The 23,882-nt window shown below is 37.7% G+C and carries 21 protein-coding genes and 1 riboswitch; of the genes, 6 read left to right on the top strand and 15 right to left on the bottom strand.

Annotated elements, in window-relative coordinates:
• Positions 1–462: 462 nt before the first annotated feature.
• Complete coding sequence (locus tag D1839_RS01915; RefSeq protein ID WP_120378201.1) at positions 463–1,665, top strand: MFS transporter; 1,203 nt, start codon at positions 463–465, stop codon at positions 1,663–1,665.
• 224 nt (positions 1,666–1,889) lie between these two features.
• Here the strand turns inward: D1839_RS01915 and D1839_RS01910 are convergent, their stop codons facing one another.
• The 7 genes from D1839_RS01910 to D1839_RS01880 are packed head-to-tail and all read right to left on the bottom strand — an operon-like array spanning position 1,890 to position 8,801.
• On the bottom strand, positions 1,890–2,879 hold the full coding sequence (locus tag D1839_RS01910; protein ID WP_120378200.1) for an ABC transporter ATP-binding protein: 990 nt from the start codon (positions 2,877–2,879) through the stop codon (positions 1,890–1,892).
• Entirely contained in the window at positions 2,876–3,856 is a 981-nt protein-coding gene (locus D1839_RS01905; protein ID WP_120378199.1) for an ABC transporter ATP-binding protein, read from the bottom strand. The genes D1839_RS01910 and D1839_RS01905 overlap by 4 nt, the downstream gene beginning before the upstream one ends.
• 13 nt (positions 3,857–3,869) lie before the next feature.
• The gene (locus tag D1839_RS01900; RefSeq protein WP_286164693.1) at positions 3,870–4,679 is read right to left on the bottom strand and encodes an ABC transporter permease; all 810 of its coding nucleotides are present in this window, start codon (positions 4,677–4,679) and stop codon (positions 3,870–3,872) included.
• Positions 4,680–4,683: 4 nt separating this feature from the next.
• Positions 4,684–5,628, bottom strand: coding sequence for an ABC transporter permease (locus D1839_RS01895; protein WP_286164692.1), 945 nt, complete (start codon positions 5,626–5,628; stop codon positions 4,684–4,686).
• A gap of 25 nt (positions 5,629–5,653) precedes the next feature.
• Positions 5,654–7,201: an ABC transporter substrate-binding protein gene (locus tag D1839_RS01890; protein WP_199689898.1), complete on the bottom strand. Its 1,548-nt coding sequence runs from the start codon at positions 7,199–7,201 to the stop codon at positions 5,654–5,656.
• Positions 7,202–7,217: 16 nt separating this feature from the next.
• On the bottom strand, positions 7,218–7,952 hold the full coding sequence (locus tag D1839_RS01885) for an MBL fold metallo-hydrolase (protein WP_120378198.1): 735 nt from the start codon (positions 7,950–7,952) through the stop codon (positions 7,218–7,220).
• Positions 7,953–7,967: 15 nt separating this feature from the next.
• Positions 7,968–8,801 carry a MurR/RpiR family transcriptional regulator gene (locus tag D1839_RS01880; RefSeq protein ID WP_120378197.1) on the bottom strand — a complete coding sequence of 278 codons (834 nt, stop codon included), beginning with the start codon at positions 8,799–8,801 and terminating at the stop codon, positions 7,968–7,970.
• Positions 8,802–9,541: 740 nt separating this feature from the next.
• Here D1839_RS01880 and D1839_RS01875 point away from each other — a divergent pair.
• Together D1839_RS01875 and D1839_RS01870 are read left to right on the top strand one after the other, a co-directional pair.
• Complete coding sequence (locus D1839_RS01875; RefSeq protein WP_120378196.1) at positions 9,542–10,375, top strand: YitT family protein; 834 nt, start codon at positions 9,542–9,544, stop codon at positions 10,373–10,375.
• A gap of 282 nt (positions 10,376–10,657) precedes the next feature.
• On the top strand, positions 10,658–11,077 hold the full coding sequence (locus D1839_RS01870; protein WP_120378195.1) for a DUF805 domain-containing protein: 420 nt from the start codon (positions 10,658–10,660) through the stop codon (positions 11,075–11,077).
• Positions 11,078–11,327: 250 nt separating this feature from the next.
• Here D1839_RS01870 and D1839_RS01865 read toward each other — a convergent pair whose 3' ends face one another.
• The 8 genes from D1839_RS01865 to D1839_RS01830 form a co-directional block, all read right to left on the bottom strand.
• Positions 11,328–12,056 carry an SIS domain-containing protein gene (locus D1839_RS01865; protein WP_120378194.1) on the bottom strand — a complete coding sequence of 243 codons (729 nt, stop codon included), beginning with the start codon at positions 12,054–12,056 and terminating at the stop codon, positions 11,328–11,330.
• Between the two features lie 88 nt (positions 12,057–12,144).
• Complete coding sequence (locus D1839_RS01860) at positions 12,145–12,873, bottom strand: creatininase family protein (protein WP_207710013.1); 729 nt, start codon at positions 12,871–12,873, stop codon at positions 12,145–12,147.
• 50 nt (positions 12,874–12,923) lie between these two features.
• Positions 12,924–13,916: a phosphotriesterase family protein gene (locus D1839_RS01855; protein ID WP_120378193.1), complete on the bottom strand. Its 993-nt coding sequence runs from the start codon at positions 13,914–13,916 to the stop codon at positions 12,924–12,926.
• 164 nt (positions 13,917–14,080) lie between these two features.
• Complete coding sequence (locus tag D1839_RS01850; RefSeq protein WP_120378192.1) at positions 14,081–15,376, bottom strand: PTS ascorbate transporter subunit IIC; 1,296 nt, start codon at positions 15,374–15,376, stop codon at positions 14,081–14,083.
• Between the two features lie 38 nt (positions 15,377–15,414).
• Complete coding sequence (locus tag D1839_RS01845; protein ID WP_120378191.1) at positions 15,415–15,687, bottom strand: PTS sugar transporter subunit IIB; 273 nt, start codon at positions 15,685–15,687, stop codon at positions 15,415–15,417.
• A 4-nt stretch (positions 15,688–15,691) separates the two neighbouring features.
• Complete coding sequence (locus D1839_RS01840) at positions 15,692–16,132, bottom strand: PTS sugar transporter subunit IIA (RefSeq protein ID WP_120378190.1); 441 nt, start codon at positions 16,130–16,132, stop codon at positions 15,692–15,694.
• Between the two features lie 28 nt (positions 16,133–16,160).
• On the bottom strand, positions 16,161–18,272 hold the full coding sequence (locus D1839_RS01835) for a BglG family transcription antiterminator (protein WP_120378189.1): 2,112 nt from the start codon (positions 18,270–18,272) through the stop codon (positions 16,161–16,163).
• A gap of 306 nt (positions 18,273–18,578) precedes the next feature.
• Entirely contained in the window at positions 18,579–19,616 is a 1,038-nt protein-coding gene (locus D1839_RS01830) for a lactonase family protein (RefSeq protein WP_120378188.1), read from the bottom strand.
• A gap of 490 nt (positions 19,617–20,106) precedes the next feature.
• On the opposite strand from D1839_RS01830, the gene D1839_RS01825 reads away from it, so the two are divergent.
• From D1839_RS01825 to D1839_RS01810, 3 genes are all read left to right on the top strand, one after another.
• Positions 20,107–20,646, top strand: coding sequence for a CueP family metal-binding protein (locus D1839_RS01825; RefSeq protein ID WP_120378187.1), 540 nt, complete (start codon positions 20,107–20,109; stop codon positions 20,644–20,646).
• A gap of 296 nt (positions 20,647–20,942) precedes the next feature.
• Positions 20,943–21,122, top strand: a riboswitch (Lysine riboswitch).
• 114 nt (positions 21,123–21,236) lie between these two features.
• Entirely contained in the window at positions 21,237–22,115 is an 879-nt protein-coding gene (dapA, locus tag D1839_RS01815) for a 4-hydroxy-tetrahydrodipicolinate synthase (RefSeq protein WP_120378185.1), read from the top strand.
• 638 nt (positions 22,116–22,753) lie between these two features.
• Positions 22,754–23,803: a 2,3-butanediol dehydrogenase gene (locus D1839_RS01810; protein WP_120378184.1), complete on the top strand. Its 1,050-nt coding sequence runs from the start codon at positions 22,754–22,756 to the stop codon at positions 23,801–23,803.
• Positions 23,804–23,882 lie beyond the last annotated feature (79 nt).

Here is a 23,882-nt window from a genome sequence, read left to right as displayed (position 1 = left end):
TCCACATGTTTACAAATGATTGATAACACGATAGAATGGATCAAGTGAGTCAATCCCCTCTGGTTAAGAAAATAATCGCATGTTATGTTACCGCTTCTAATTTAATTGGTAAGAAGCGGTTTACTATTTCATCCCTATCATGTTGCAAAGCTAAAAACAATCATGAATCTGCACCTATAGAATAAGAGAATCGCCGATATAATGAAACACCAGTTATTATGGATTTTTTCCACTGCTGGTTAGCACCTCCAGGATATGTTCTAAAGGATCTGAACAAAATCGGACATTTGCAGTTGGCTATCCCTCTCGCGCTAACCTTTTTGCATGGAAGTAGAGAAAGTCTTATAGAGTTACATGTGGAAAAAGGCACCTCTCGTATATATGAAACATATTTACTGCCTATTTTCTTCAACCAAAAATTATTATTTATACACCATATTATTCAACAGGAGAGATGAACATTTGAGTAATGAAGCAAAAATATGGACGAAAGATTTTATTAGTATTTCACTGACACAGTTTTTGATCTTTGTCGCTTTTTACACACTATTAACGACCCTGCCTATTTTTGTTATCCAAGAATTGGGAGGGACAGAGGCTGAGGGTGGGCTCGTTGTAACATCGATGTTGCTTGCCGCCATTATTATGCGACCATTTTCCGCCTTGTTATTACAAAAAACAGGAAAAAAACAAGGGCTGATCTTAAGTGTAACACTGTTTGTAATCATTACTTTTCTTTATGTATTTGTTGACAGCTTTATCCTATTATTAAGCGTACGTTTTGTGCATGGTTTAGCGTTTGGTATTGTAACTACAGCAACTGGCGCGATTGCCGCAGACATTATTCCTTCTTCACGTCGTGGTGCAGGGCTTGGCTACTTTGCCATGGCGATGAATCTTGCTGTTGTTGTTGGGCCATTTATTGGTTTGACCTTCATACAATACACCAGCTTCAAGCAACTATTTCTAGTATTAGGTCTATTAATGGTTGTGACTATCATTAATGCGACCATGATCCAAATGGATGAGCAAGTGCCTAAATCACAGGACATAGCAAAAATGAAATGGACGGTTCATGATTTTCTTGAATTACGGTCCCTACCTATTGCATTCATTTGTAGCCTGATTGCCTTAAGTTATTCCAGTGTGATGGCCTTTATATCCGTTTATAGTAACTCACTAGGACTTGCTTCGACGGCAGGTTATTTCTTTGTCGTTTTCGCTGTTGTAATGATTGCTTCTCGACCCTATCTTGGCAGGACGTTTGACTTAAAAGGTCCGAAGTACGTTATCATCCCATGTTTATTTATTTTTGCACTTGGACTTTTTGCTTTAAGCGTCACAGAGTCAGCTTGGATGTTGCTATTATCAGCAGCTTTGATTGGCTTGGGATTTGGTACATTATTACCAAGCTTTCAAACCATGGCCATTCAAGCAGCACCGAATAATAGAAGCTCGCATGCTACGAGCACATTTTTTATATTATATGATAGCGGAATGGCAACTGGCTCGCTTATATGGGGAGCCATTATTTCTTTTATTGGCTTTTCTAGCCTTTACTTACTAAATGCATTCATTATTTTAGGGGTTATCTTATTATTTCATTTTTATCATTCTAATTTTCGTTTTCCATTCGTCAGCAAAAAGCGTGAAAAAACAGGCTAATGCAGGCTCCTGTTTTTTCGCCTATCCCTTTTATTCAAACAAATAAAAGGCATTTCCTGCATAAGATTTCTTGTTTGTAACTCTGTACAAAAATAAGCACTAATCATCTTTGGATAACTTGCTTCCTATGTCTTCCTATAAAGAACATGCCCATTACACTATATTTGTTAGCGTACATATGATACAAATCTTGACTACTTTTACTTCCTGCAGGTCAACCTACACTATGAAAGTACTCTTTCCTCCTCTTTTCGTTTTTGTATTCGATGACATGCTACAAGATGTCCATCGTTTATTTTCTGAACAACAGGCTTTTCTCGCTTGCAAAGTTCATAAACATAAGGGCATCTAGCTTGGAAAGCGCATCCTTCAAGAAACTGTGAAGCATCTGAAATCTCCCCTTGTATCTGCATTACTGCGAAGCTATTTTCTATTGTTGGTAGCGCAGAAAACAGCGCTTCTGAATATGGATGTTCTCGTGCTTTTATTATGTCCGCTGTTTTTCCAAGTTCAACGATTTCTCCTAAGTACATAACAGCAATCCGATCACAAAAATATTGCACCACATTCAAGTCATGGGAAATAAAGAAGTAAGTTAAAAGATATTGTTGTTGTAAATCTTTTAGGAGATTTAGGATTTGGGCTTGCACAGAAACATCTAGCGCAGAAACACCTTCGTCGATAACGATAAATTGCGGCTCTAAAATCAACGCAGCTGCAATCGCTATCCGCTGACGCTGTCCGCCACTAAGCTCATGAGGATAACGCGACAGATAAGATTTATCTAAGCCAACATCGGATAATGTTTGAAGCATCTTTTTATAACGAGATGACTTATCTCCGAGCTTATGAAGCGCTAACGGCTCATGCAATATCCATTGTACCGTTTTTTTCGGATTTAACGAAGAATAGGGATCTTGAAAAACAATTTGCACTTCTTTGCGCCAAGCTTTTAATTGTTTGGCTGAAAATTTAGAAACATCCTTTCCTTTAAAACGGATTTTCCCTTCTGTTTGTTTCAATAATTGAACAAGCAACTGACCAGTAGTCGTTTTACCGCTGCCACTCTCTCCGACTAATCCAAATGTTTCTCCTTCATACAAAGAAAAGGATATACCATTAACCGCCTTGATTAACGAATCTTTTCCCCACAACTGTCTATGTGTTTGTTTGTAATATTTTTTAACTTCTTCTACCTCTATAAGTGGTTTCAATTCCCGTCACCTTCTTTAGCAAATAAATGGCAAGCAACCGTATGTCCGTCGTCAAATTCATATGTGTCTGGGAATGACGTTTCACACTGCTTTAATTTATATGTGCAACGATTTGAAAATGGACATCCTACCTGCCTTTCTTGCAAGTGCGGGACAGTCCCGGGGATGGTATATAATCGTTGTCCACGTTTTGTAGCGTCAGGGATGGACTGAATAAGACTCTGAGTATAGGGGTGTTTCGGTTCGCTGATCAGTTTCTCTACCTTCCCTTGTTCTACAATTCGTCCTGCATACATGACGATTACCTGATCACAAACTGCCTGTATGACGCCCAAATCATGGGAAATAAATAATAATGATGTGCTGTGGTTTTGCTTGATTGTTTGGAATAGATCTAATATTTGGGACTGAATAGTTACATCTAAAGCAGTTGTAGGCTCATCCGCAATCATAAGCTTTGGTCTACTAATTAGCGCCATCGCTATAGAGACGCGTTGGCGCATTCCACCGGAAAGTTGATGAGGATAAGCTTTCCATAATGCTTCAGCTCGTGGTAAACCTACCTCGTTCATTGTTTTAATCACTTGCTGCTTTCTTTCTATTTTCGAAAGCGATGTATGTTTTTTTAATACTTCTGCAATTTGTCTGCCAATCGTCAATACTGGATTAAGCGATGTCATTGGTTCTTGAAAAATCATCGTTAGCTCATTTCCTCTTAACTCCTGCCATTCTCTAGAAGATAAATCGTTTAACGAACAACCTTGAAACGAGATGTTACCATGTTTGATGCTGGCAACTCCCGGGAGTATCCCCATAATTGCTTGCGATGTTAAACTTTTTCCACAACCGGACTCGCCTACAATTCCGACCACTTCATTCGGATATATATGGAATGAAATGTTTTCCAAAGCAAGAAACTCCCCTTCAGGAAGCTGAAAGGCGACATCGAGCGCTTGAACCGATAATAAAGGTGCCATCACTATTTCCCCCCTATGCCTTTTTATCATGGACATCACGTAACCCATCGCTTAATAAATTGAATCCTAACACCAATATGGTAATCACCATTCCAACAATGATAACATACCATGGAGCGGAAGTAATATAAGGCTGCGCTTCCTTTAGCATTCTTCCCCAGCTCGGATCCGGTGGTTGCACACCTAAACCTAAATAACTTAAACCAGATTCCGCCAATATGGAGCCTGAAAAACTTAAACTGGCTGCAACTAATATTGGAGAGACGGCATTTGGTAGAATATGTTTGATCATAATATGAATAGCACCTCCACCTTTTGCAATGCTAGCTTTAACAAAATCATAGGATTTATATTGAATAAAACTGCTACGAATAATTCGGGCAAAGGCAGGTATACTCATAATCCCTAACGCAATGACCGTATTCTTCATCCCAGGCTCAAAAACGGCGATCAGCATAATCGCTAACAATATCCCTGGAAAAGCTAACATCGCATCAATAAAGCGCATGGTTAGTTCATCTATCCAGCCCCCGAAGTAACCTGCACTAGCACCTAACAGAAAACCCAAAAATAAACCAATGGAGGCTGCAACCGTTCCAATTAAAAATGCAGTCTTCGCCCCTTCCATTACACGACTAAAAATATCCCTGCCAAAATTGTCTGTTCCAAATAAGTGTGTCAGTGAAGGAGAAGCAAGTCGATTCGTTGGATCAATTGCATTAGGGTCATATGGTGTATAAAACAAGCTAATCAGCATCATGATAAAAGCAATAGATACAAAAGTTAACCCAATATATAATGGGAGTCGGTGTTTTTTAATCACCTGATCACCCCTTCTGCCTTATTCTTGGATCGATTAGTTTATATAATAGATCGACGGTAAAATTGATCACTAATACGATAACAGCAATATAGAGCACCATAGATTGCACCAGTGGAAAATCTCTGGACGTAATCGATTGAATAAGTAAGCTGCCTAACCCGGGCAGCGCAAATACATTTTCAATAATAATACTGCCCCCAAGTGTATCTGCAGTAATTAATCCCATGATTGTGATTACTGGAATTAGTGCATTTTTTAGCACATGTCCATATAAGACTGCTCGTTCGGATAGACCTTTGCATGTTGCTGTTCGTACATAATCCATCTTCCTCTGATCTAAAATCGTATTTCTTAAGTAACGAATAACAATAGCAATATTTGAAATCGCAATGGATAGGGATGGTAAAAAATGGGACCTTAGTGCACCAAAAAAATCATCCGACCAAGATACGTATTCAAATGATGTAACCCAATTTAAGGTGACGGAAAACAATAAGATGAGCATAAAACCAAACCAGAAAGAAGGAATTGATATGCCTAATTGCGTGATCATTGATAGAAACACGGATATTATTTTTCCGTCTGTCCGTGCAATTAGAATTCCTAATGGGATACCAATAACAACCGTGAGTACCGTTGCTAAGATTGCAATAGAAGTTGTAACAGGGATACGGTCAGCAAGCACTTCGCTCACAGGTAATTGATAACGTAACGATTCCCCTAAGTCGCCTTGAAATACACCAGCTATCCAATCAATATACCTTTCTATTGCTGGTTTATCCAGTCCTAATTCTTGCTCTAAATGTCGCACTTGTTGCTCATCCGCATCCAGCCCAAGAATGATTTGGGCTGGATTACCTGGCAATAGCTGAAAGACAAAGAAGATGATGAGGGAAACCATAACTAGTGTTATGCCAAACATAGAAAATTTGTATAGATAATACCTCACAGTGGATATCCCCTTTACGTGACGGTTATTGTGTGTAATATAAGTCTTCTAAATTAAACTTTTGAATCGGATACATCTTCCACCCTTGCAAACCCTTCTTCATGGCAACCGTTCGGTAAGGATCCATAATAAATACAGAAGCTGCCTCCTCTGCCAACATCGTTTGCGCTTGTTTATAAATGTTTGCCATTTCTGCTTCATCGGTAGCCAGCAACGCATCATGAATGAGTTTATCATATGCTTTATTTTCATATTGTACAAAGTTATTATCATAATCACTTACATACCTACGCAGGATTTCATATGGATCTAGTTTTCCAGTAAAGCCAATAATGGTGCTTTCGTATTGCGCTTCATTATAAACTTTTTCCAACCATGTACTGAACTCCATTAATTTAATTTCTACTTGAATTCCTACTTGAGCCAATTGTTCTGTAATGACCTGAGCTGTATCAACGTGAAATGGATAATCAGATGGAACCGTTAATTCTAAATCAAATCCATCTGGATATCCTGCTTCTGCTAATAATTTCTTAGCCTCATTGATATTCGTTTGATACATATCTTCAAGACCTTCCTGATAGTAAAGCTGCATCGAAGGACTAAAATTAGATCCTAACTTCACTCCATCTCCTTCAGCTACTATATCGATGATCATATCTTTATCAATGGCTAAATTAATTGCTTTCCGTACATGGATATCATTTAACGGCTCTACTTGATTGTTTAACGCCATTAATTGCACCATGTTTTGTGGAGCCGATATAGTCTCAATCGTATCACCAAGCTGTTCCTTACCCTGAGAAGAAATCCCCGGAATGACATCTATTTCACCAGATTGCATCGCTAGAATAGCAGATTCGGAATCAGGCATGATCTTAAACAATACTTCATCCAAGTTTGGTATTTTTTTTTCATTATAATAGTCTTCGTTTTTTACTAAGCGTAACTCTTGGCCTACTTTATATTCAGCAAATTTAAATGGTCCTGCACCAATCGGCTTTTCGCTATGGTTATCGTAATCCACAGGCAAAATCGGACGAATAGTTGCAGCTAAAAAAGCAGAGTTTTTTTCTTTTAATGTAATGACGACTTCAAAATCGGAAGGGGTTTCAATTTTTTCAATTACTTCATATTGTGAGGATATTGGCTCTTCTCCACTTAGGCCAGCTAGCTTTTCGTAAGAATATTTCACATCTTCAGCAGTTAATGGAGTACCGTCATGAAACGTTACATTTTCTTTTAATTTAAATGTATATACAAGACCATTCTCGGAAATGTCGTAGGATTCTGCAATTGCAGGTATTAATTCACCCGTTTCGTTCGTATCTAATAAACCATCATACACGTTATCCATTATCGACATTGTATCGGTTGCCGCTGATTGATAAGGATCTAAATTATCTACCTCTGTACTCATTGCAACTCGAATGGTACCACCCATTTTTTCTTCATTTTCATTTGCTTTAGCTGCCTGTTCGCCAGCTTCATTCGCACCTTTATCTGAACATGCTACGAGTAATACAGAAACAAAGAACAATAACAGAAAAGCTTTGCCTCCAACTTTTTTCACAATAAAATCCTCCCATTTATATAGTGATGGTAAGTCCTTCTTTCGCAAGATAAACAGATTGATCTGTTTTAGATTCCACTTCTGCTTTCAACTGGTTAATATCCCCATAGTGAGGAAAATGTGTAAGGATAATATTCTTCACAGCTGCTTTACTAGCAATTTCAGCTACTTCATAGCTAGCCAAATGACCTTTTGTTAACCCTTGTTGTTCAGCATAAAAACTGCACTCAATCAGTAATGTATCCGCTTTATTTGCGAAATCAATTAACCTTTTTGAGTAGCCTGTATCAGCAGAATATACGAGTACACTGCCCTGTGGATCACTTATTTTCATCGCACAACACGGAATTTCATGTATCGTTTCCGCAAAAGTTACGCTTAGCGATCCGATGTTGATAGACTCAGATAGATGAATTGGATGAACACGCATAACATGTGGAAACTCAAATAATAAATCACTAACGTTATCTGTGTACACATACACATCCAACGGCTCTTTTCTTTTCCCAAGCTGATGTAAAATGAGCATCGCATATTCCAAACTGTAAATATCCGCCATATGATCCGTATGCGTATGGCTAATCAATACTGCATCTAATTCCTCTAACTTGATTACATTTTGTAATTTAGAGAGTGCACCACTGCCGCAATCCAGTAATATTTTCGTCTGATTGTCTTCTATAAGGTAGCACGATGTTGCTTCGTTTATATTGGGATACGCACCCCAATAACCAATCGTATGTAATTTCATTATTCCATCCTCCTATTAAGATTCGCTTTTCTCTAAAAAAGCTGGATAATTTGCTTCAATTTGCTTAATATTTTTTTTAACCCGCTCACCTCCTAGATAGGATATTTCATTTACAATGGCCTGGCACACAGAAAGTGCAGCTGTATAAGAGTCTAGAAATCCTTTTGATGTTGTCCTTACAAATAAAGCGATATCTGCATATCTACAAGCCGGACATAATGATGAATCAGTTAAAATAATAATCTGTACTCCTTTGTCTTTTGCCAATTTAATTATTTGAAGTGTTTTACGATCATAACGTGGAAACACACTTGCGATGAGAACATCAGCTTTTTTAAAATGGGCGCTGTATTCAGCAGCCTCTCCTTGTGGGATTAAGGTGGAGTTACCTAACATATATGAAAAAACAAATCGCATATAAGTCGTAATAGATAGGCCTAGCCTCCAACCAGCAATCCATATATGCTTTGCTTGCAAAAGTTTTGCGGCGGTAGCCTGAATATCACTTTCCGTCACTGTTTTACTAGTATAAGCAATATTATCTGCTTCCTGCAGAAAATGCTTTTCTAACCAAGAATCTGGTTTTTCAGCTGTTGTAGTGAGCAAATTGTTAAGTGCTCGTTGGTTATTCCGTACGGTTGTATGGATGGCTTGTTTTAATTCTATAAAACTGGAATATCCTAAAGTTTGAGCGAAACGATGGACAGTTGCTTCACTTACATCAGACAAGGTAGCAATCTTCTGGGCTGATAAAACAACAACTTCCTCCATGTTTTTTAACATATAACGAGCAACCTTCCGTTGTGCCTCACTTAATTGGTCATATTTTTCCTGGATAAGTTTCTTCATTCATTGTCGCTCCTTAAAAAGATTGGAATAATAGAAACGGAAATTCAAGTTTTAGATCCACTTCGTTTTTCAATCGTTTACTTCATAAACATAGCATAAAGTGAATCTTCCATCAGCGGTTTTTTTCAACCATCCCTACTGCTCTAGTAGTCCAAAACGATGACCTAAAGAATCAGACACTTTGGTGCGGTTATCGCCGACTTAGAATTTCTACAGTACTGATTTATTCAACTCCTAAGGGGGGTTGAATAGTACTTGTATACGTGATAAGAATTGTAATACATCTACTTTCTTCATTCATATATATCTATTCCTACTTCAGTCCTGCTTCTTATTTGTAGAGTTTCCTACAAATAAGAAAGAAATGAGTGATTCCCTTCACATGTATATTTATGAACGTTATCAAAATTTATTTGAACGCCCCCCATATAGTATGCTTTTGATTTTTTCCAACCATCGAACCTATCTCCAAATCTCTGGAAACTTTTTCGAATAGTATAACACATATAAATTACATTGTGCGCAATAAGATGGAAAGGAATCATTGCTTTGTTTTATGGAGTTTTTCCTTCATCGCCTTTATAGGAAACATGTTCTTCAGAGTTTGAAAAAAGAAGCACGCTTTTTCTGTGTCCAAGTTGTTACTGATTCTTATCCTTAAAAAAGATTTTAAACCTATCTTTAGACTTTTTATTTAAAATGATGACTGGTAGAATTTAGTTAGGAAAGGAGTGCTTACAGTGGGAAAATGGATAAAAGAAAGCAGTTTGATTATTATTGGGTCCTTTATTTTTGCGTTTGGAATTAATTACTTTGCGATCCCCAACAACCTATCAGAGGGCGGTGTCATTGGTATATCAATTGTCACTTACTATTTATTTGACTGGTCTACCGGCATCGTTAACTTCGCTATTAACGCTGTTTTGCTAGCTATCGGTTACCGATATTTTAGTAAACGTGTCATGATTTATACGATTTTATCTATCGTATTTTCCTCCTTTTTTTTACATATAACAGAAAACATTGGCAAAGCTGGAAACGGAGATACGCTACTAGCTGCCTTATTTGCTGGCTTAACTGTCGGAATTGGGTTAGGACTAATTTTTAAAACTGGCGGAACCTCCGGTGGAACTGCCATTATTGTTCGATTACTTAATCAATTTATTGGCTGGAGTTTCGGAAAAGGAATGCTACTCACAGATATTGCTGTAATTGGGATTTCTGCATTTGTCATTGGGCAGGAAAAAGCAATGTATACCTTGATCTCTGTTTACGTTGGTGCCAAAGCTATTGATATTATTGTGGAAGGGGCAAATGAACGTACTGCTGTTCTTATTATTTCTAGTCACCCGGATGAGGTTTTAGAAAAAGTAACCAACAACATGTCGCGCGGGATTACTGTTTTAGAAGGAAAAGGAGGTTATACGAAAGCCAATAAAGAAATTCTTTACATTGTAATAAACAAACAAGAAATCGTTCATTTAAAACGGATCATCGAAAGAGTGGATAAAGATGCTTATATAACGGTTCATAGCGTACAGGAAATAAATCGCAGAGGATATAAAGGAAGATAAATGGGTTTTAAAAATTTTGTCGAAATCGTATCGTTCCTTATACAATATATGTAAAACATTTGAATAAATGGGATTTCATGATATAATTTTTGATTGTGGGGAGCAAGCAGAGGAGAAGATCATAGTTCGGATGGACATAGATGGGTAAAAAACTACTTCGCAATATGAAAGGGGAATTGGCTTATTAACCCATGCTAGTATTCCACACAAGACTTCCTATTCTAGTATCTGTTTCCATACTAATAAGTGGAGTCTTTTTTTAACAAGGGGGATAAGAAAAGTATGAAATGGTTTATAAAATGCTTAAAAAATTACGCTACTTTTAGAGGACGCGCTAGAAGAAAAGAGTTTTGGATGTTTAATTTGGTTTTCCTACTAATTCTTTTTGTGTGCGGTTTTTTGCTCTCACTAGTAAATCCTGAATTACTAGCTAATGATCCAGGCTATGACTCAATCAACGCAACTGATAAAATGGGTATCATCGAAGGAATATTATCATTTTTAATCTCCATATTCTATATTTCTATGATTTTACCAGCAATAGCTGTAACTGTTCGCCGATTGCATGATACAGGTAGATCAGGTTGGTGGTATTTTATCATTCTTATTCCAGTTATTGGTGGAATTATTCTAATTATCTTGTCAATTTTGGATAGTGAACCGAATGAAAATAAATATGGCCCAAATCCAAAGCTAAATTAACATTTTTTATTAAATGGATCACCTCACTTTAAATGAAGATAGATTTAGAGTAATAAAACTCCAAAACCCTGTAGAGATATCCGCGCAGTATTAGGGTGCGGTGATTGTTGAAGCATCGGTACTTATAGCTTATGATGATGGATAAATACAAGCTAACTGTACCCCTGATTAGGAACTTTCTCCTTACAACGGCACACCTATAGATACATTTGAATACGCTCACTACAGCAGCGGGTAGTGAGCGTTCACTCTATAATTTCACTCGATTGCTATATTTTTCTACCAACCGTTGATTATGCTCATCTGAACCTTCTATATTACCACTTAAGAATATAGGCGGCTCAAAGCCTTGCTCTGCCATGCTTTCAATTGCTTTCGCAAACACAGCATTTAATATTGCTGCACCGATGACTGTTGAACTTGGTGAGAAAGGCACTTTTACTTTTTCATGGGATAATAGCGCATCGCCCACTGGTGCATGGTTATCAATCACTATATCGACTGCGTCATATAAATGCTTGCCACTAGTGTGACGAGATGGCTGACTAGATGAATATGCAATGGAAGTAATTCCAATAACATAAGCCCCTTGCTGCTTTGCAAAATTTGCTACATCGACCGGTACTGGATTTCGTCCTGAAGTAGAAATCACAAACACCACATCGCCAGCTTCAATTCCCTGTTCTGTAATAAAATTTTTAGCGTAATCATTTTTTCTTTCTAACGTAGAAGAACGAACTGCACCCTCGTGAAGCATTAATGGTTCGTGAAGAATAGGATGAATCGGAACAAGTCCACCAGCACGATAATAAACTTCTTCCGTTAAAATATGTGAATGACCACAGCCAAATAAATGAATTACTCCGTCTGCTTCAATAGCTTCCGCCACTTTTTTGGCTGCTTTTTTCATTACGTCCGTTTCCTTCTTTTCTACAATGGTTAATCGTTCTTGAATTTTTTCAAAATATGCTTGAATCAAAACGGTTTTCCTCCTTCTTACCAGTAAAGTGGTTTAGCACAGCAAATTATTTTCCCCTCAATAAAATGGAAGGTTTCGTTTTGCCGTACTACTTTGCTTCCTTATTCGTTAACATTTCCACCATATTACCAATTGCAATATCAATAATATATTGGCCTTTTTCCTTCGTTGCCAATGTCGCATCACCTAGCACTGCGGACTCTGTAAACACTTCCCATGGTGTGGGGGTAACATCGGCATTTTCGGGGATCTGAGGAATGTCTTTGATCGCTTTACTCATATCTACGAATTCCGGTGCTAAATACAGCATATAAGATGTTTCAATTTCACAAGCATGAAAGTAAGTGGCATGTGCAGAATCTGCCTCTCGCACTTCCTTTGCAGCCTGATTCATACCTGGGTAAAAAAAGTAAAAAACCTTCATATCAGGACAAGATGTAAATAACACTCGTGCGGCGTCCTTTAAGGCTGGCTGGTTTCCCAAATGCCCGTTCACCATAGCAAATGTCCGAAAGCCTTGTCTGTATAAGCTTTCGCCAATATCTACGATAATAGAAATAAGTGATTCATTCGAAACATTAATACTTCCTGGAAAATGACGTAAGCTCCAAACTTGACCATATGGCAAGGTAGGTAAAACAAAAGCCTCTACTTTGTCTGCCACTCTTTCGGCTACGCGCTCTGCAAGTAGATTATCAGTACCCAAGGGCAAATGAGGTCCATGCGCTTCTACTGCTCCTACTGGTAAAATCGCAATCCTTGAGGATGTAATCTTTTCTTTTACTTCATATGAATTTTCATATTGAAATTCCACCATACACACCTTCTATCACATTGTTAAAAAATTCTCACATCGAAACTAACCTGTTACCATTTAAACGTAAAACACCTAGCGGGATTGCTTACAAAGAAATCCTTTACAAGTTCTTCCCCAACAAAGCCTCCTTGATTTGCTTCATCGATAAAGCGTGGCACCCATTTCCCTAATATGTTTTCCAGCCCTAAACCGTAATCATAATGCTTATAGTATGTTTTTCTAGCGGTATCACCACTGACTAGAATTTGCTTTCCATAACCTTTCTTAACTAATTCTAAAATGCAATGAATACGTGTACTTTCTGGTGCATATTTTATTTTGGATATTCCATCAAATGACAATAGTGCTCCAGTTTTGGCTACTTGTTCGTGGTAAAAGGGGTCAGGGTTTCGATCCATATGCCCGAAGCTAACGTATTCTAATGGCACATTCTCAGACTTTAAAATTTCAATCTGTTCTAGTGCCATTGTCCCGGCTTCTGTATGGGAATGGACGGGGGCTTTTGTTTCATGGTGAGCTCTAGCTACTGCACGAATTGTTTTTTCTTCTAAAGGTGTAATTCGATTATACCCGGTTCCAAATTTCACCTGACCTCCTGGAATATTCGTTCCTTCCAGTCCTTCTTCTACTTCACGAATAACAAAATCTGCTAATTCATTAATACTTTTCGCCTCGATCCATTCATAAAAAGTAGAATAATCACCGATGACTGGCTTTAAATGGTCAGGAATGTTTGCTGCCCATAAAAAGCTTTTATTAAACCCAGCTGTTCCAACAATAGTAATACCTGTTTCTTCAGCAATTTCTTTTACCGCTTTTACATCTCTGCCATAATCAATGGCTGTAGCATCGACAATCGCTTCGCCACCAAGTCGTTTAAAATCTAATACATCTTGCTTCGATTTCTCTTTATCATCAAGCAAAAGATCATCTGCTTCCTGTTCCACCCAATAGGGAGGGCGACAAACAATATGTTCATGAGAATATGTGATGCCTAGTGTTTTTGGTTCAATATCGCCATGAAATGTACGGATAAAGCTCATATCAATCAGCTCCTCTAGTTAAAAATGACTTTAATTAAATGACATGCATGGTAATAATATAAAGCAAAATCCCCCAAGCACTTCATTTTATAAAAAAACCTTTCAAAAGGGAAGAAGGAACAGAAGCCTGTTCCTCTATATTTATAGATCATAATCCCTCTTAATTAAAAGAATAGTTGGGACAAGAAACGAACAATTGGTCCGAGTAGGAACATATCCGAGTCCGCTGCCCACATCGCTGTATCAGGAATCGTATCGGAAAGAAGCATTTTTACCATGATAAATTGTCCCCAAGCTACAACAGTTGACGTAATAAACCCTGCCAAGAGTGCCCCACGAACCCCACCAGTGGCATTTCCAAATACGCCTGCAGTCGCCGAGTGGAAAAATAATACGATCATAGTTGGAACGAACACGTAACCTACTGTATTTCCTAGTACAACAAGCCAAATGAGTGATCCTACAAAAGCTCCTAAAAATCCTAAAATAACAGCGTTTGGTGCATATGGGAAAACAATAGGACTATCTAGAGCAGGCTTTGCTCCAGGTACGATTTTTGTTGCAATTCCTTTAAATGCTGGCACCATTTCTCCAATAAACATCCGCACCCCTAATAAAACGACGGCAATACCAGCTGCAAATGTGAATGATTGAATAATAGCGTAGATAATGAAATTTTTATCTCCGGCTGCAGCGACAAGTTCTTGGGCTCCTGGCGTATCTTTAAACGATATAATTATCGCACCTACCAAGAATAACAATCCCATCGTTAGTGCAGTGATAACGTTTGAATCCCTTAAAAATTCTAATCCTTTTGGTAATTTTATTTTTTCTGAATCATTATCTTTGTTTCCAAGTACTTTACCAGCTAACGCACCCAACAAAGCAACCGAAGCGGAAGTATGACCTAATGCAATGTTATCGTTGCCAGTAATTTTTCTCATAAATGGTTGCGTTAATGCAGGTTGTATGGTCCAATACAATCCCATAAATACACTTAAAAATATAACGAGTTTTCCAAACGAAATATCACCCGCTGCCTGAACAACTACCCCTGCAAATATGGTCGTTGTCCAAAACATCATATGACCTGTTAAATAAATATACTTTAATTTCGTGAATCGAGCTAAGATGACGTTTATAACAAATCCTAACGTCATAGCTAGCGTTACTGCACTACCGTATTTAGCATTAAATCCCTCTTGCCCCATAAATTCACCAAGTGGCTCTGCAGATAAATTAAACACTTCTTTCCAAAGCGGTTCGAATACGGTTAGTGCGTTTACAATGACGCCAGCGCCAGCACTAATAATTAGAAATCCGATAATAGCTTTAAATGTCCCACTAACCGTTTGGCTAGCTGATTTCTTTTGGAGCAACAAACCTAAAAGAACAATAAAACCTAATAAAATAGCAGCTTCTCCAAACACGTTTGTAGCAATCCAAATAATAATATCCATTGCTCATTCCTCCTTATTTTGTATTGAAACCTCTTGCTTTAAGAGGCTTCAATGTTGGCTTTTACAGCTTCGTTAATTTCATCCATATCAAAATAGTTGTTTACAATAACAATTTTTGCTTTATGCCCTTGTAAGCTTTCTGCTAATTCATTACTTGTGATGATATAATCGGCATTCATGCTGGAAGCAGTCGATACATCCGTATGTTCTACATCAGCACGTATCCCCATGTCTCCAAGCGCTTGCTCAACGTTCATCTTCAAAATTAAGCTTGTACCTTGTCCTAAACCACATACTGTTAATACTTTCATCTTGTTATCTCTCCATTCCAATTGTTTTTTGAATTTCATCTATTGTCGTTGCTTGTAACAACTGATCAATATTCTGTGGGTCATTTAATAAAGTTGTTAATTTACGCAGCAATGTTAAATGCTCAGCGCTGGAAGCAGCACCTAAACCAAATACGAGACTTACTGGATCATTAATAGCATGTCCAAACGATATCGGCTCCTTTAGCTGCACTAACGAAACAGCAGCTTCATTCACTCCATCTTCCGGTCTTGCATGCGGAATCGCGATTTGGGGAGCTAAAACAAAATAAGGACCGTTTTTTTTATATGCATGTTTCATTGCTTCAATATAGGATGGTTGAATCAACTGGTTTTTTAGGAGTAATTGACCAGCAGCATCTATCGCTTCTTCTGCATCATTTACTTCTACATTGAGCTGTATTATAGTTTCTTCTAAAAATTTCATAATATGCAAACACCTGTCTTTCTATCTGTTATGCTAATATGCTTTGCGAATACTTTGTAATTAATTCATAAATAATAGAAATGTTATCTGCCTCCATTACGAGTTGCTTATTATTCTTTTCCGAAAACAATTTCGTTAATTGTGCTAACGCCTTTAAATGCTGTTCATTGTCTTCAGAGGCTAGTACAACAATAATGGAAACATCTTTCCCTAATAAATCAACGGGTTGTTGCAAGCAAAGCATGCTAAGCCCTGTTTGATAAACATCTTCAGACGAGCCGGCATGTGGCAAAGCAAATTGATCAGAAATAACGATGTAAGGACCATTTTCGTAAATTGCTTCCAGCATTTTATCTATATAACCCCGCTTGATATATCCTTCATCCAGCAATGGTTGTGCAGCGAGTGTAATCGCTTGTTGCCATGTAGAGACACTTTCTTGTAATTGAACACGATTTATTGGCAATAACTGTTGCAGATTTTCTTTCTTAGAGCTGCTAATGGCTTGTGCCGGAGTATATAGAAACCTTCTTATTTCTTTACGTAAAGCTTCCTCATCTTTAATAGAAGCATACCGCTGAACAATGTCTAGCAATGAGTCGACAGAGTATTCTTTTCGAGTACCTACACCAAACATGCTATTTACATTTTTCAACAACTGCTCTTTCTCATCATTATTTAATACAGGACTAACAACAAAGACAGGTACTCCTCGATCAGGCAGCGGGATCGTAGAAACGATGAAATCAACAACTAAATCCATGTGCTGATATTCTCTTAATGAAGTAACCCCATGAATTTTCACATTGGAAAACAGCGCTAGTAATTGGCTCTCTAGAAGTTTAGATGTTCCTAATCCATTTGTGCAAACAATTAATAATTTCTTTGGTTTTTCTTCAAGGATAACTCCTTCTCTCCGAAGCCATCCGCCAAAATGAGTGGCGATAAATGCAATCTCATTATCATCGACCGTTTGCTCAATAAGTGCCTCAAAATGTTTCATCACCAGTTTTGTAATATGAAACACTTCAGGATACGTTTGTTTGACAGAGTCGCGTAACGTGTTTTCCAGTTTAATTCCATATTTAATCCGATAATAAGCAGGCTTTAAGTGCAGCAGTAAATTTTCCATAATTTGTTCTGGTTCATCGAATTCTACGGCAGCATACAATTGAAAATCAGTAACCATTTTTTCAACAACACCAATCAATGATTGCATCACACTGTTTTCTTTATATGGCGTTAAATCATAATTCACTTTGGCACTAAGCAAATATTTAGCAAAGTAGTAGCTTTCTTCTTTTTTATCAACTGCATTTGTAATGTTTACAAACAACTGCTGGCATAACCTTTTTACTCCTAAATATATTTCCGTTGTTTCTATTATTTCCTTCTCGACGGGATCCACCTGGACAGTAGCTCCTTGCTCCATTCGTTTGATAAAGCAATGAAACCAAAGTACTAGACTGTTTAACACATCATCAATAATTTCAATATTAAATTGCTTCTCATATTCAGCCAGAAGATGATGAATCTGATGAAGTGCTTTTACATCGAATATCAAATACGTTTGTGGCAGGTCTGCTTCATTTACATGTGGCTGATCTAACAAGCTGTACCAATTATCTGTGGGTGTGACGATAGAAAGGTACTGAGTAATTGTTTTTCTAACATCCATTTCTCTTCCTAAGATATGGTACCCTTTCTTTCTATCGGCATACATTTTTAATTGATCAAACTCTATTTCTTTTTTTATCGCTTTTATATCTTCCAGTACAGTATTTCTGCTTACTTGAAAAAGATTTTGTAAATCTTCAAGAAAATAAGGCTTTGAACTACATGCGATATGCAAGAAAGTCCACGCTCTGCGTTCTTCTTTTGTATATTCATAATAATGATCTTGGACAAGTATATAAGTCTGCTTTAATGTTTGTTTTGTACTTTCATCCAAGTAGAAACCTTCTGTCCTAACTTGTTTCACACTATCTAAGCCGCGCTCCTTAAGCCAGTCATTAATCCTGCCTATGTCATTGTAAATCGATCTTCTCGAAATACGAAATGCTTTCGAAAGCTGCGTATTGGAAAGATAACCTTCTTGCTCGACTAACATTTTTAATACTGCCATACTACGCTGATTCATAATTTTCCACCTGCCATCTAAGGAAGTAGTAGTATGTCTTAATTTAATTATAAGCAAACATCTTTATTCACATAAGACCAAATTGATCACAGAAGTTTGTGCAACAATTGGACGGATAAGGAATTAATCCCCAAAAGCAAAAAAATCTGCACAAACTGTTCCAAAAGACTCTGCTTTATTTAATTCAATTAGCTGTTAAATGGATGAACTCAAAAAGCAAGCTTATTATCTTTAATGATAATAAGCTTGCCGTTTTAAACTAATTGGTAAGGTCTAAACTTCAGTTACACTAGCTATATCAAAAAATTAATTTAAAAATTTCACACAAACTACTTCAGGAACTTCTACGACAGAGTCCAATTGTGTTAGCTTTCCAGTCTGCTGATCACGTGCAAATAAAACTAAATTACCACTGTGCTGATTAGAAGCAACAATAAATGACTCACTAGGGTCTAACACGAAATCACGCGGCCATTCCCCGCCTGTAGACGTAAACTCTACAAAGGTTAGCTTATCGGTTTTAGGATCAGCCTCAAATAGAGCAATGCTATTATGCCCCCGGTTTCCAGTGTAAACAAACCTTCCATCTGAAGATATATGAATAGCACTGGCATCGTTTGTATCTGTAAAATCCGCTGGCTTCGCTAGAATAGTCTGCTTTTCAGTGAAGCTTCCTGTTTCCGGATGATAATCTAAAACAATGACTTCAGAGCTTAATTCTGTAAGTAAATATGCTGTTTTTCCATGTGGATGAAATGCAATATGGCGTGGACCACTTCCTGGTTTTACCGTTAGCGTTTGGTGACGCTCAAGTTGATTGCCGGTGATTCGATACGTTACCAGCTCATCCGTCCCTAAATCACAAACGACCACATAGTTACAGTCCGGCGTAAACCCGGCAAAGTGGACATGTGACTTTTCTTGACGTTCGTGTGGACCACTGCCGGAATGTTGAATAAACGTTTCAGCTACGAACGTTTCCTTAGTTGTAAAAGAGTATAGCCCCACCTCTCCTTTATGATAATTTCCAGTTACTAACTTATCTTTATAAAAAGACAAATGACAAGGGGATTTCCCCTCTGCTAGTTGTTCCTCTAATTTCGTTAACTTTCCTGTTTCAGGACTAATTTTATACGCTTGTACTCCACCGGATGCTCCATCTTGCGCAATGGAGAATAAATAACGCTTGTCATCACTTATGGTTACATAAGTAGGACTCCCTACTTCTGCAGCAACTTCCACCGCAGTTAATTTTTGTAATTGTGGGTCCAATTCAAAACGATAAATCCCCTTGCTTGTTTTCCGCGTGTATGTGCCTGCATAGCCAACATAATTATTTTTCATGGTGATACCTTCCTTTTTAAAAGATATATACTTAAAGTCTAATCGTAAATCTATAAAAAGTAAAACACGGAAACAGGGAAAACTACATCTCCTTCTGAGCTCGTTTTGCTTCAGCTTGACTTGATAGTGAAACAGGCTAGTCCTACGTAGGACAATTATAGTAAACTATATTGAATACGAGGGAGTTAAGTAAATTACCGTACCCATTTTATGACGATTCCTGTTATGCTTTTATAAAATAAATCTTAAATAAGTGAGGCTTTCCAATCATGCGTATTAACTGACACAAAGGTATGAGCTAGAGCTTGGAACAACTCAGGTTTGACTTAGTTAAGCCTTCCACTAATTTCCTTGATTTTATTTTGTACTATTAAAGTGCAAGCTTTCCTTCTAATTACATGCAAGATAGATTTACAGCTATCCAACCGATTTGCCAATTGATTCATTACTCCTTTATTTGATATACTTTTTTAATAAGGAGGTAAAATGAATGAAAATAAAATCAATGATATTCATAATGTTAATTTTACTATTTGCGCTAGTTGCTTGTAGTAATGATGATACAGAAAGTAAAAATGCAGAAAAAAATGGCAACAACACTGATATTAAACAATTAGTAGCTGATTATAGCACGGATAAAAAAGAAGCTGATTCTGCTTCTATTACAGGCAAAGAACTGATTGTAAGTACAGATGATGGAAAAGAAAAAACATACGAGCTACCGGAAGATGAATTTTTCGTATCTATCGCTCCGTTTGTTGATCAAACACACCCTTGTACATTCCATAGTCTTACAGGGTGTCAAGGAGAAATGGTAGAGAAAGAATTCGATGTATATATTGAAGATGAGGACGGGAAAGTAATTGTAGATAAAAAGGTCAAATCGCTGGCAAATGGATTCATTGATTTGTGGGTTCCGAGAGATAAAAAATACGATATAACTATTGAGCATGATGGCAAGAAGGTCCAATCTGAATTTTCAACCTTCGCAGAAGACCCAACTTGTCTCACCAATATGCAGTTAACGTAATGTATGGATCGGTTTGAGAGTGCTCATTGCTCTCGAAGGCGACTCACCTGTATTTCCAAGTATCCCAAAGTAAAATGAAAACTATATAGGAATGATGGTGCATATAACTCGCTTTAAAAACATACTTTGCTTTCTGCGGGTTGCTCGTACCTGCTTACCCATAGCAGGTACGAGCATATATACCATCAATCGCAAACTATAACTATCTAAACTGAATATTAAAGCTCTTGCATAGATAGTAAAAATCTGCTATAGTACAGTCAATCGAATATATTCCTGTTTCAATATTCTGTTGAAACAAGGATAGAGGTGCGATGTTCAAGAGTACACTATTAGAGGATAATGAGGTCCTTGGAAAATAGTGAAAAGGGGACCTCGCCGAAGTTGTGGAAAACTCATTGCTTCTGCAGCTGGTTCTGCTATTGAAGAAGTACAGAACTGTCATATAGGTGACTATATGGAGGGCTATCTGACGCATGAAGCTAATAAATGTTTCAAGCAGCAGCGATATGCCGTCGCTGCTGCTTTTTTGCGAACAAATCTAGTGGCCTTCTCACCTACACTATCATGTACACAAAGGGTGTGAAGTAATGAATTTTGGCCAAGTTGTAACTGCTATGGTGACTCCATTTGACATGGAAGAAAATATTGACTTTCCCGCTGTGGAAAAACTCGTAACCTATTTAATTGAAAATGGTTCCGATAGCTTAGTCGTTGCCGGTACAACCGGAGAGTCTCCAACACTTTCCAATGAAGAAAAAATCACCTTATTTAAACGTGTCGTTGCAATTTCTAATGGAAGAGCAAAAGTAATTGCTGGAACAGGTTCCAATAATACAACAGCTTCTATTGAATTGACTAAACAAGCGGAAGCAGTCGGTGTGGACGCGATTATGCTTGTTACACCATACTATAACAAACCATCTCAAGAAGGTATTTTTCAACATTTCTCAACTATTGCCAGTGCAACCAGTTTACCGATTATGCTTTATAACGTGCCTGGTAGAACAGCAACAAATATAGAGGCAGATACTATTATGCGTCTGTCCCAATTGCCGAATATCGTCTCAGTCAAGGAAGCTAGTGGTGATTTGGATCAAATGACTACCATTATCCACAACACTCCCGATAATTTTAGCTTATATTCTGGAGACGACAGTTTAACACTGCCTGCTCTTGCCATCGGAGCAGATGGGATCGTTTCGGTAGCTTCGCATATTGTAGGTAATCAAATGCGGGACATGATACATCATTTTAGAAGCGGAGACATCACTACTAGTGCAAAACTACATCAAAAATTACTCCCAATTATGAAAGCAATGTTTGCTCAGCCCAGTCCCGCTCCTGTTAAAAGCGCTTTAAATATACTAGATGTGGCTGTCGGCGGTGTGCGACTGCCAATGCAGCCGTTAACAGAAAACGAAGTGGCAATGCTAAAACAGAAGCTTCATGCTAGTGGCATTTTGTAGGCTGGAAACTCGCATAGTCATTGGAGGTAGCTATGTTATATTAGATAAAACTATAGGAGATGACTATCTTACGATAGAAAAAAATGAGGTGTTCCTTTTTTAAGTACCTCATTTCTTTTTTTAGAAAATAATAAAGCTTAAAAACTGGTACTTTTGGGATTAGGACTTAACGGAATAGCTACGTCCGACGCAAGTTCCCAGCAACTAGGTTACTTCACTCCATTGCCCTACGATAAGTCACTACTTGGTCGTGGTTAAGAGGAAGGTCGACTAAAAACGGACTTGCCGCCCGACGTCGGCATACGCCTGTTTTTAGTGGCATGTTTCCTAAAACTTTAGTTGTTTCGTTCCATTCACTACGTTACTAAACGGGCGTCTCGAGTCTTTGTTCCATGTTCCATTTTGATCTACGAATACCTCTGACATACGCAGATCATCTATTCTATAAAAGATGCAATATCCTCCATTTAAGAGCTACTCCAACCACTCCTTAACACTGCCTTACATCCACTTTGTGAACAATTCATTACATTATTGCAAAATTAGACAAAAAGCTGTCGAATATTGTAATAGTAGGGTACAATGAAAGCTGGAGTTAGTTTTTATCATAATTATTTTTTTTGGGGGGAACATAAAATATGAAAGCAGCAGTATGGTATGGAAAAAAAGACATCCGTGTAGAAGAAAGAGAACTAAAACCTCTAAAAGACGACGAAGTTAAGGTAAAAGTGGCTTGGGCTGGACTCTGTGGTAGTGATTTGCATGAGTATCAGGAAGGTCCAGTATTTATCCCAACAGAGAAAGAAGATGATCTAGCTGGCGGGATTGCCCCACTTACAATGGGTCATGAGTTTGCTGGTATCGTAGAAGAAGTTGGGGCAAAAGTAACTAATTTTAAACCAGGAGACCGTGTAGCTGTTAATCCTACCATTACACATGGTATCAAATCAGAAGATCTTGATCCTTATGATGGTTTTTCTTTTGTAGGTTTGCATAGAGATGGAGGATTTGCATCTTTTGCAAATGTTCCTAAAAACAATGTGTATCTATTACCACAGTCGCTAACGCTACAAGATGGAGCTTTAGTGGAGCCTACAGCTGTGGCTGTTCAAGCTGTTAAAGAAGCGGGTTTGCAATTTGGTGACACCGTTGCAGTATTTGGTGCTGGTCCAATTGGATTGCTTACTATTTTAGCTGCAAGAGCTGCTGGAGCTAGCAAAATTATCGCACTTGACTTGTCTGAAACTCGTTTAGAAAAAGCAAAAGAAGTCGGAGCAACCCATCTGATTAATTCAGGAAAAACAGATCCAGTAAAAGCTGTTTTTGATATTGTTCCTGAAGGTGTCAATGCTGCATTTGAAGTGGCTGGTGTTGAAGTAACTTTTGAGCAAGCAATTGAAGTTACTACACCACGAGGTATGATGGTTGTAGTATCGATCTTTGCTAATGCGATTAAATGGAATCCATTACAATTAATTGGAAAAGGTGTAAAAATCACTTCTTCAATTGCATATACACCAACATCTTTCCAACAAACTATCGACTTAATGGCAAGTGGACAATTAAAACCACAATCCATTATTACTGGGCAAATCCAATTAGATGATATTGTAGAAAAAGGATTTGAATTATTGTCAACAGATAAATCACAAGCAAAAATCTTAATTGAACTAAGTGGCGAAAAATAAGTAATAATGGTATAGATTCTTTAGCCATAAAAGCATTAATGGTTAACCTAACTGCAGTACTGTATGAGAGTACACACAT

The sequence above is a fragment of the Roseburia sp. 1XD42-34 genome, from assembly GCF_009917385.1.
In the GTDB taxonomy this organism is placed as follows: Bacteria; Bacillota; Bacilli; order Bacillales; family Amphibacillaceae; genus Virgibacillus.
This window is presented reverse-complemented; position numbering and strand designations above follow the sequence as displayed.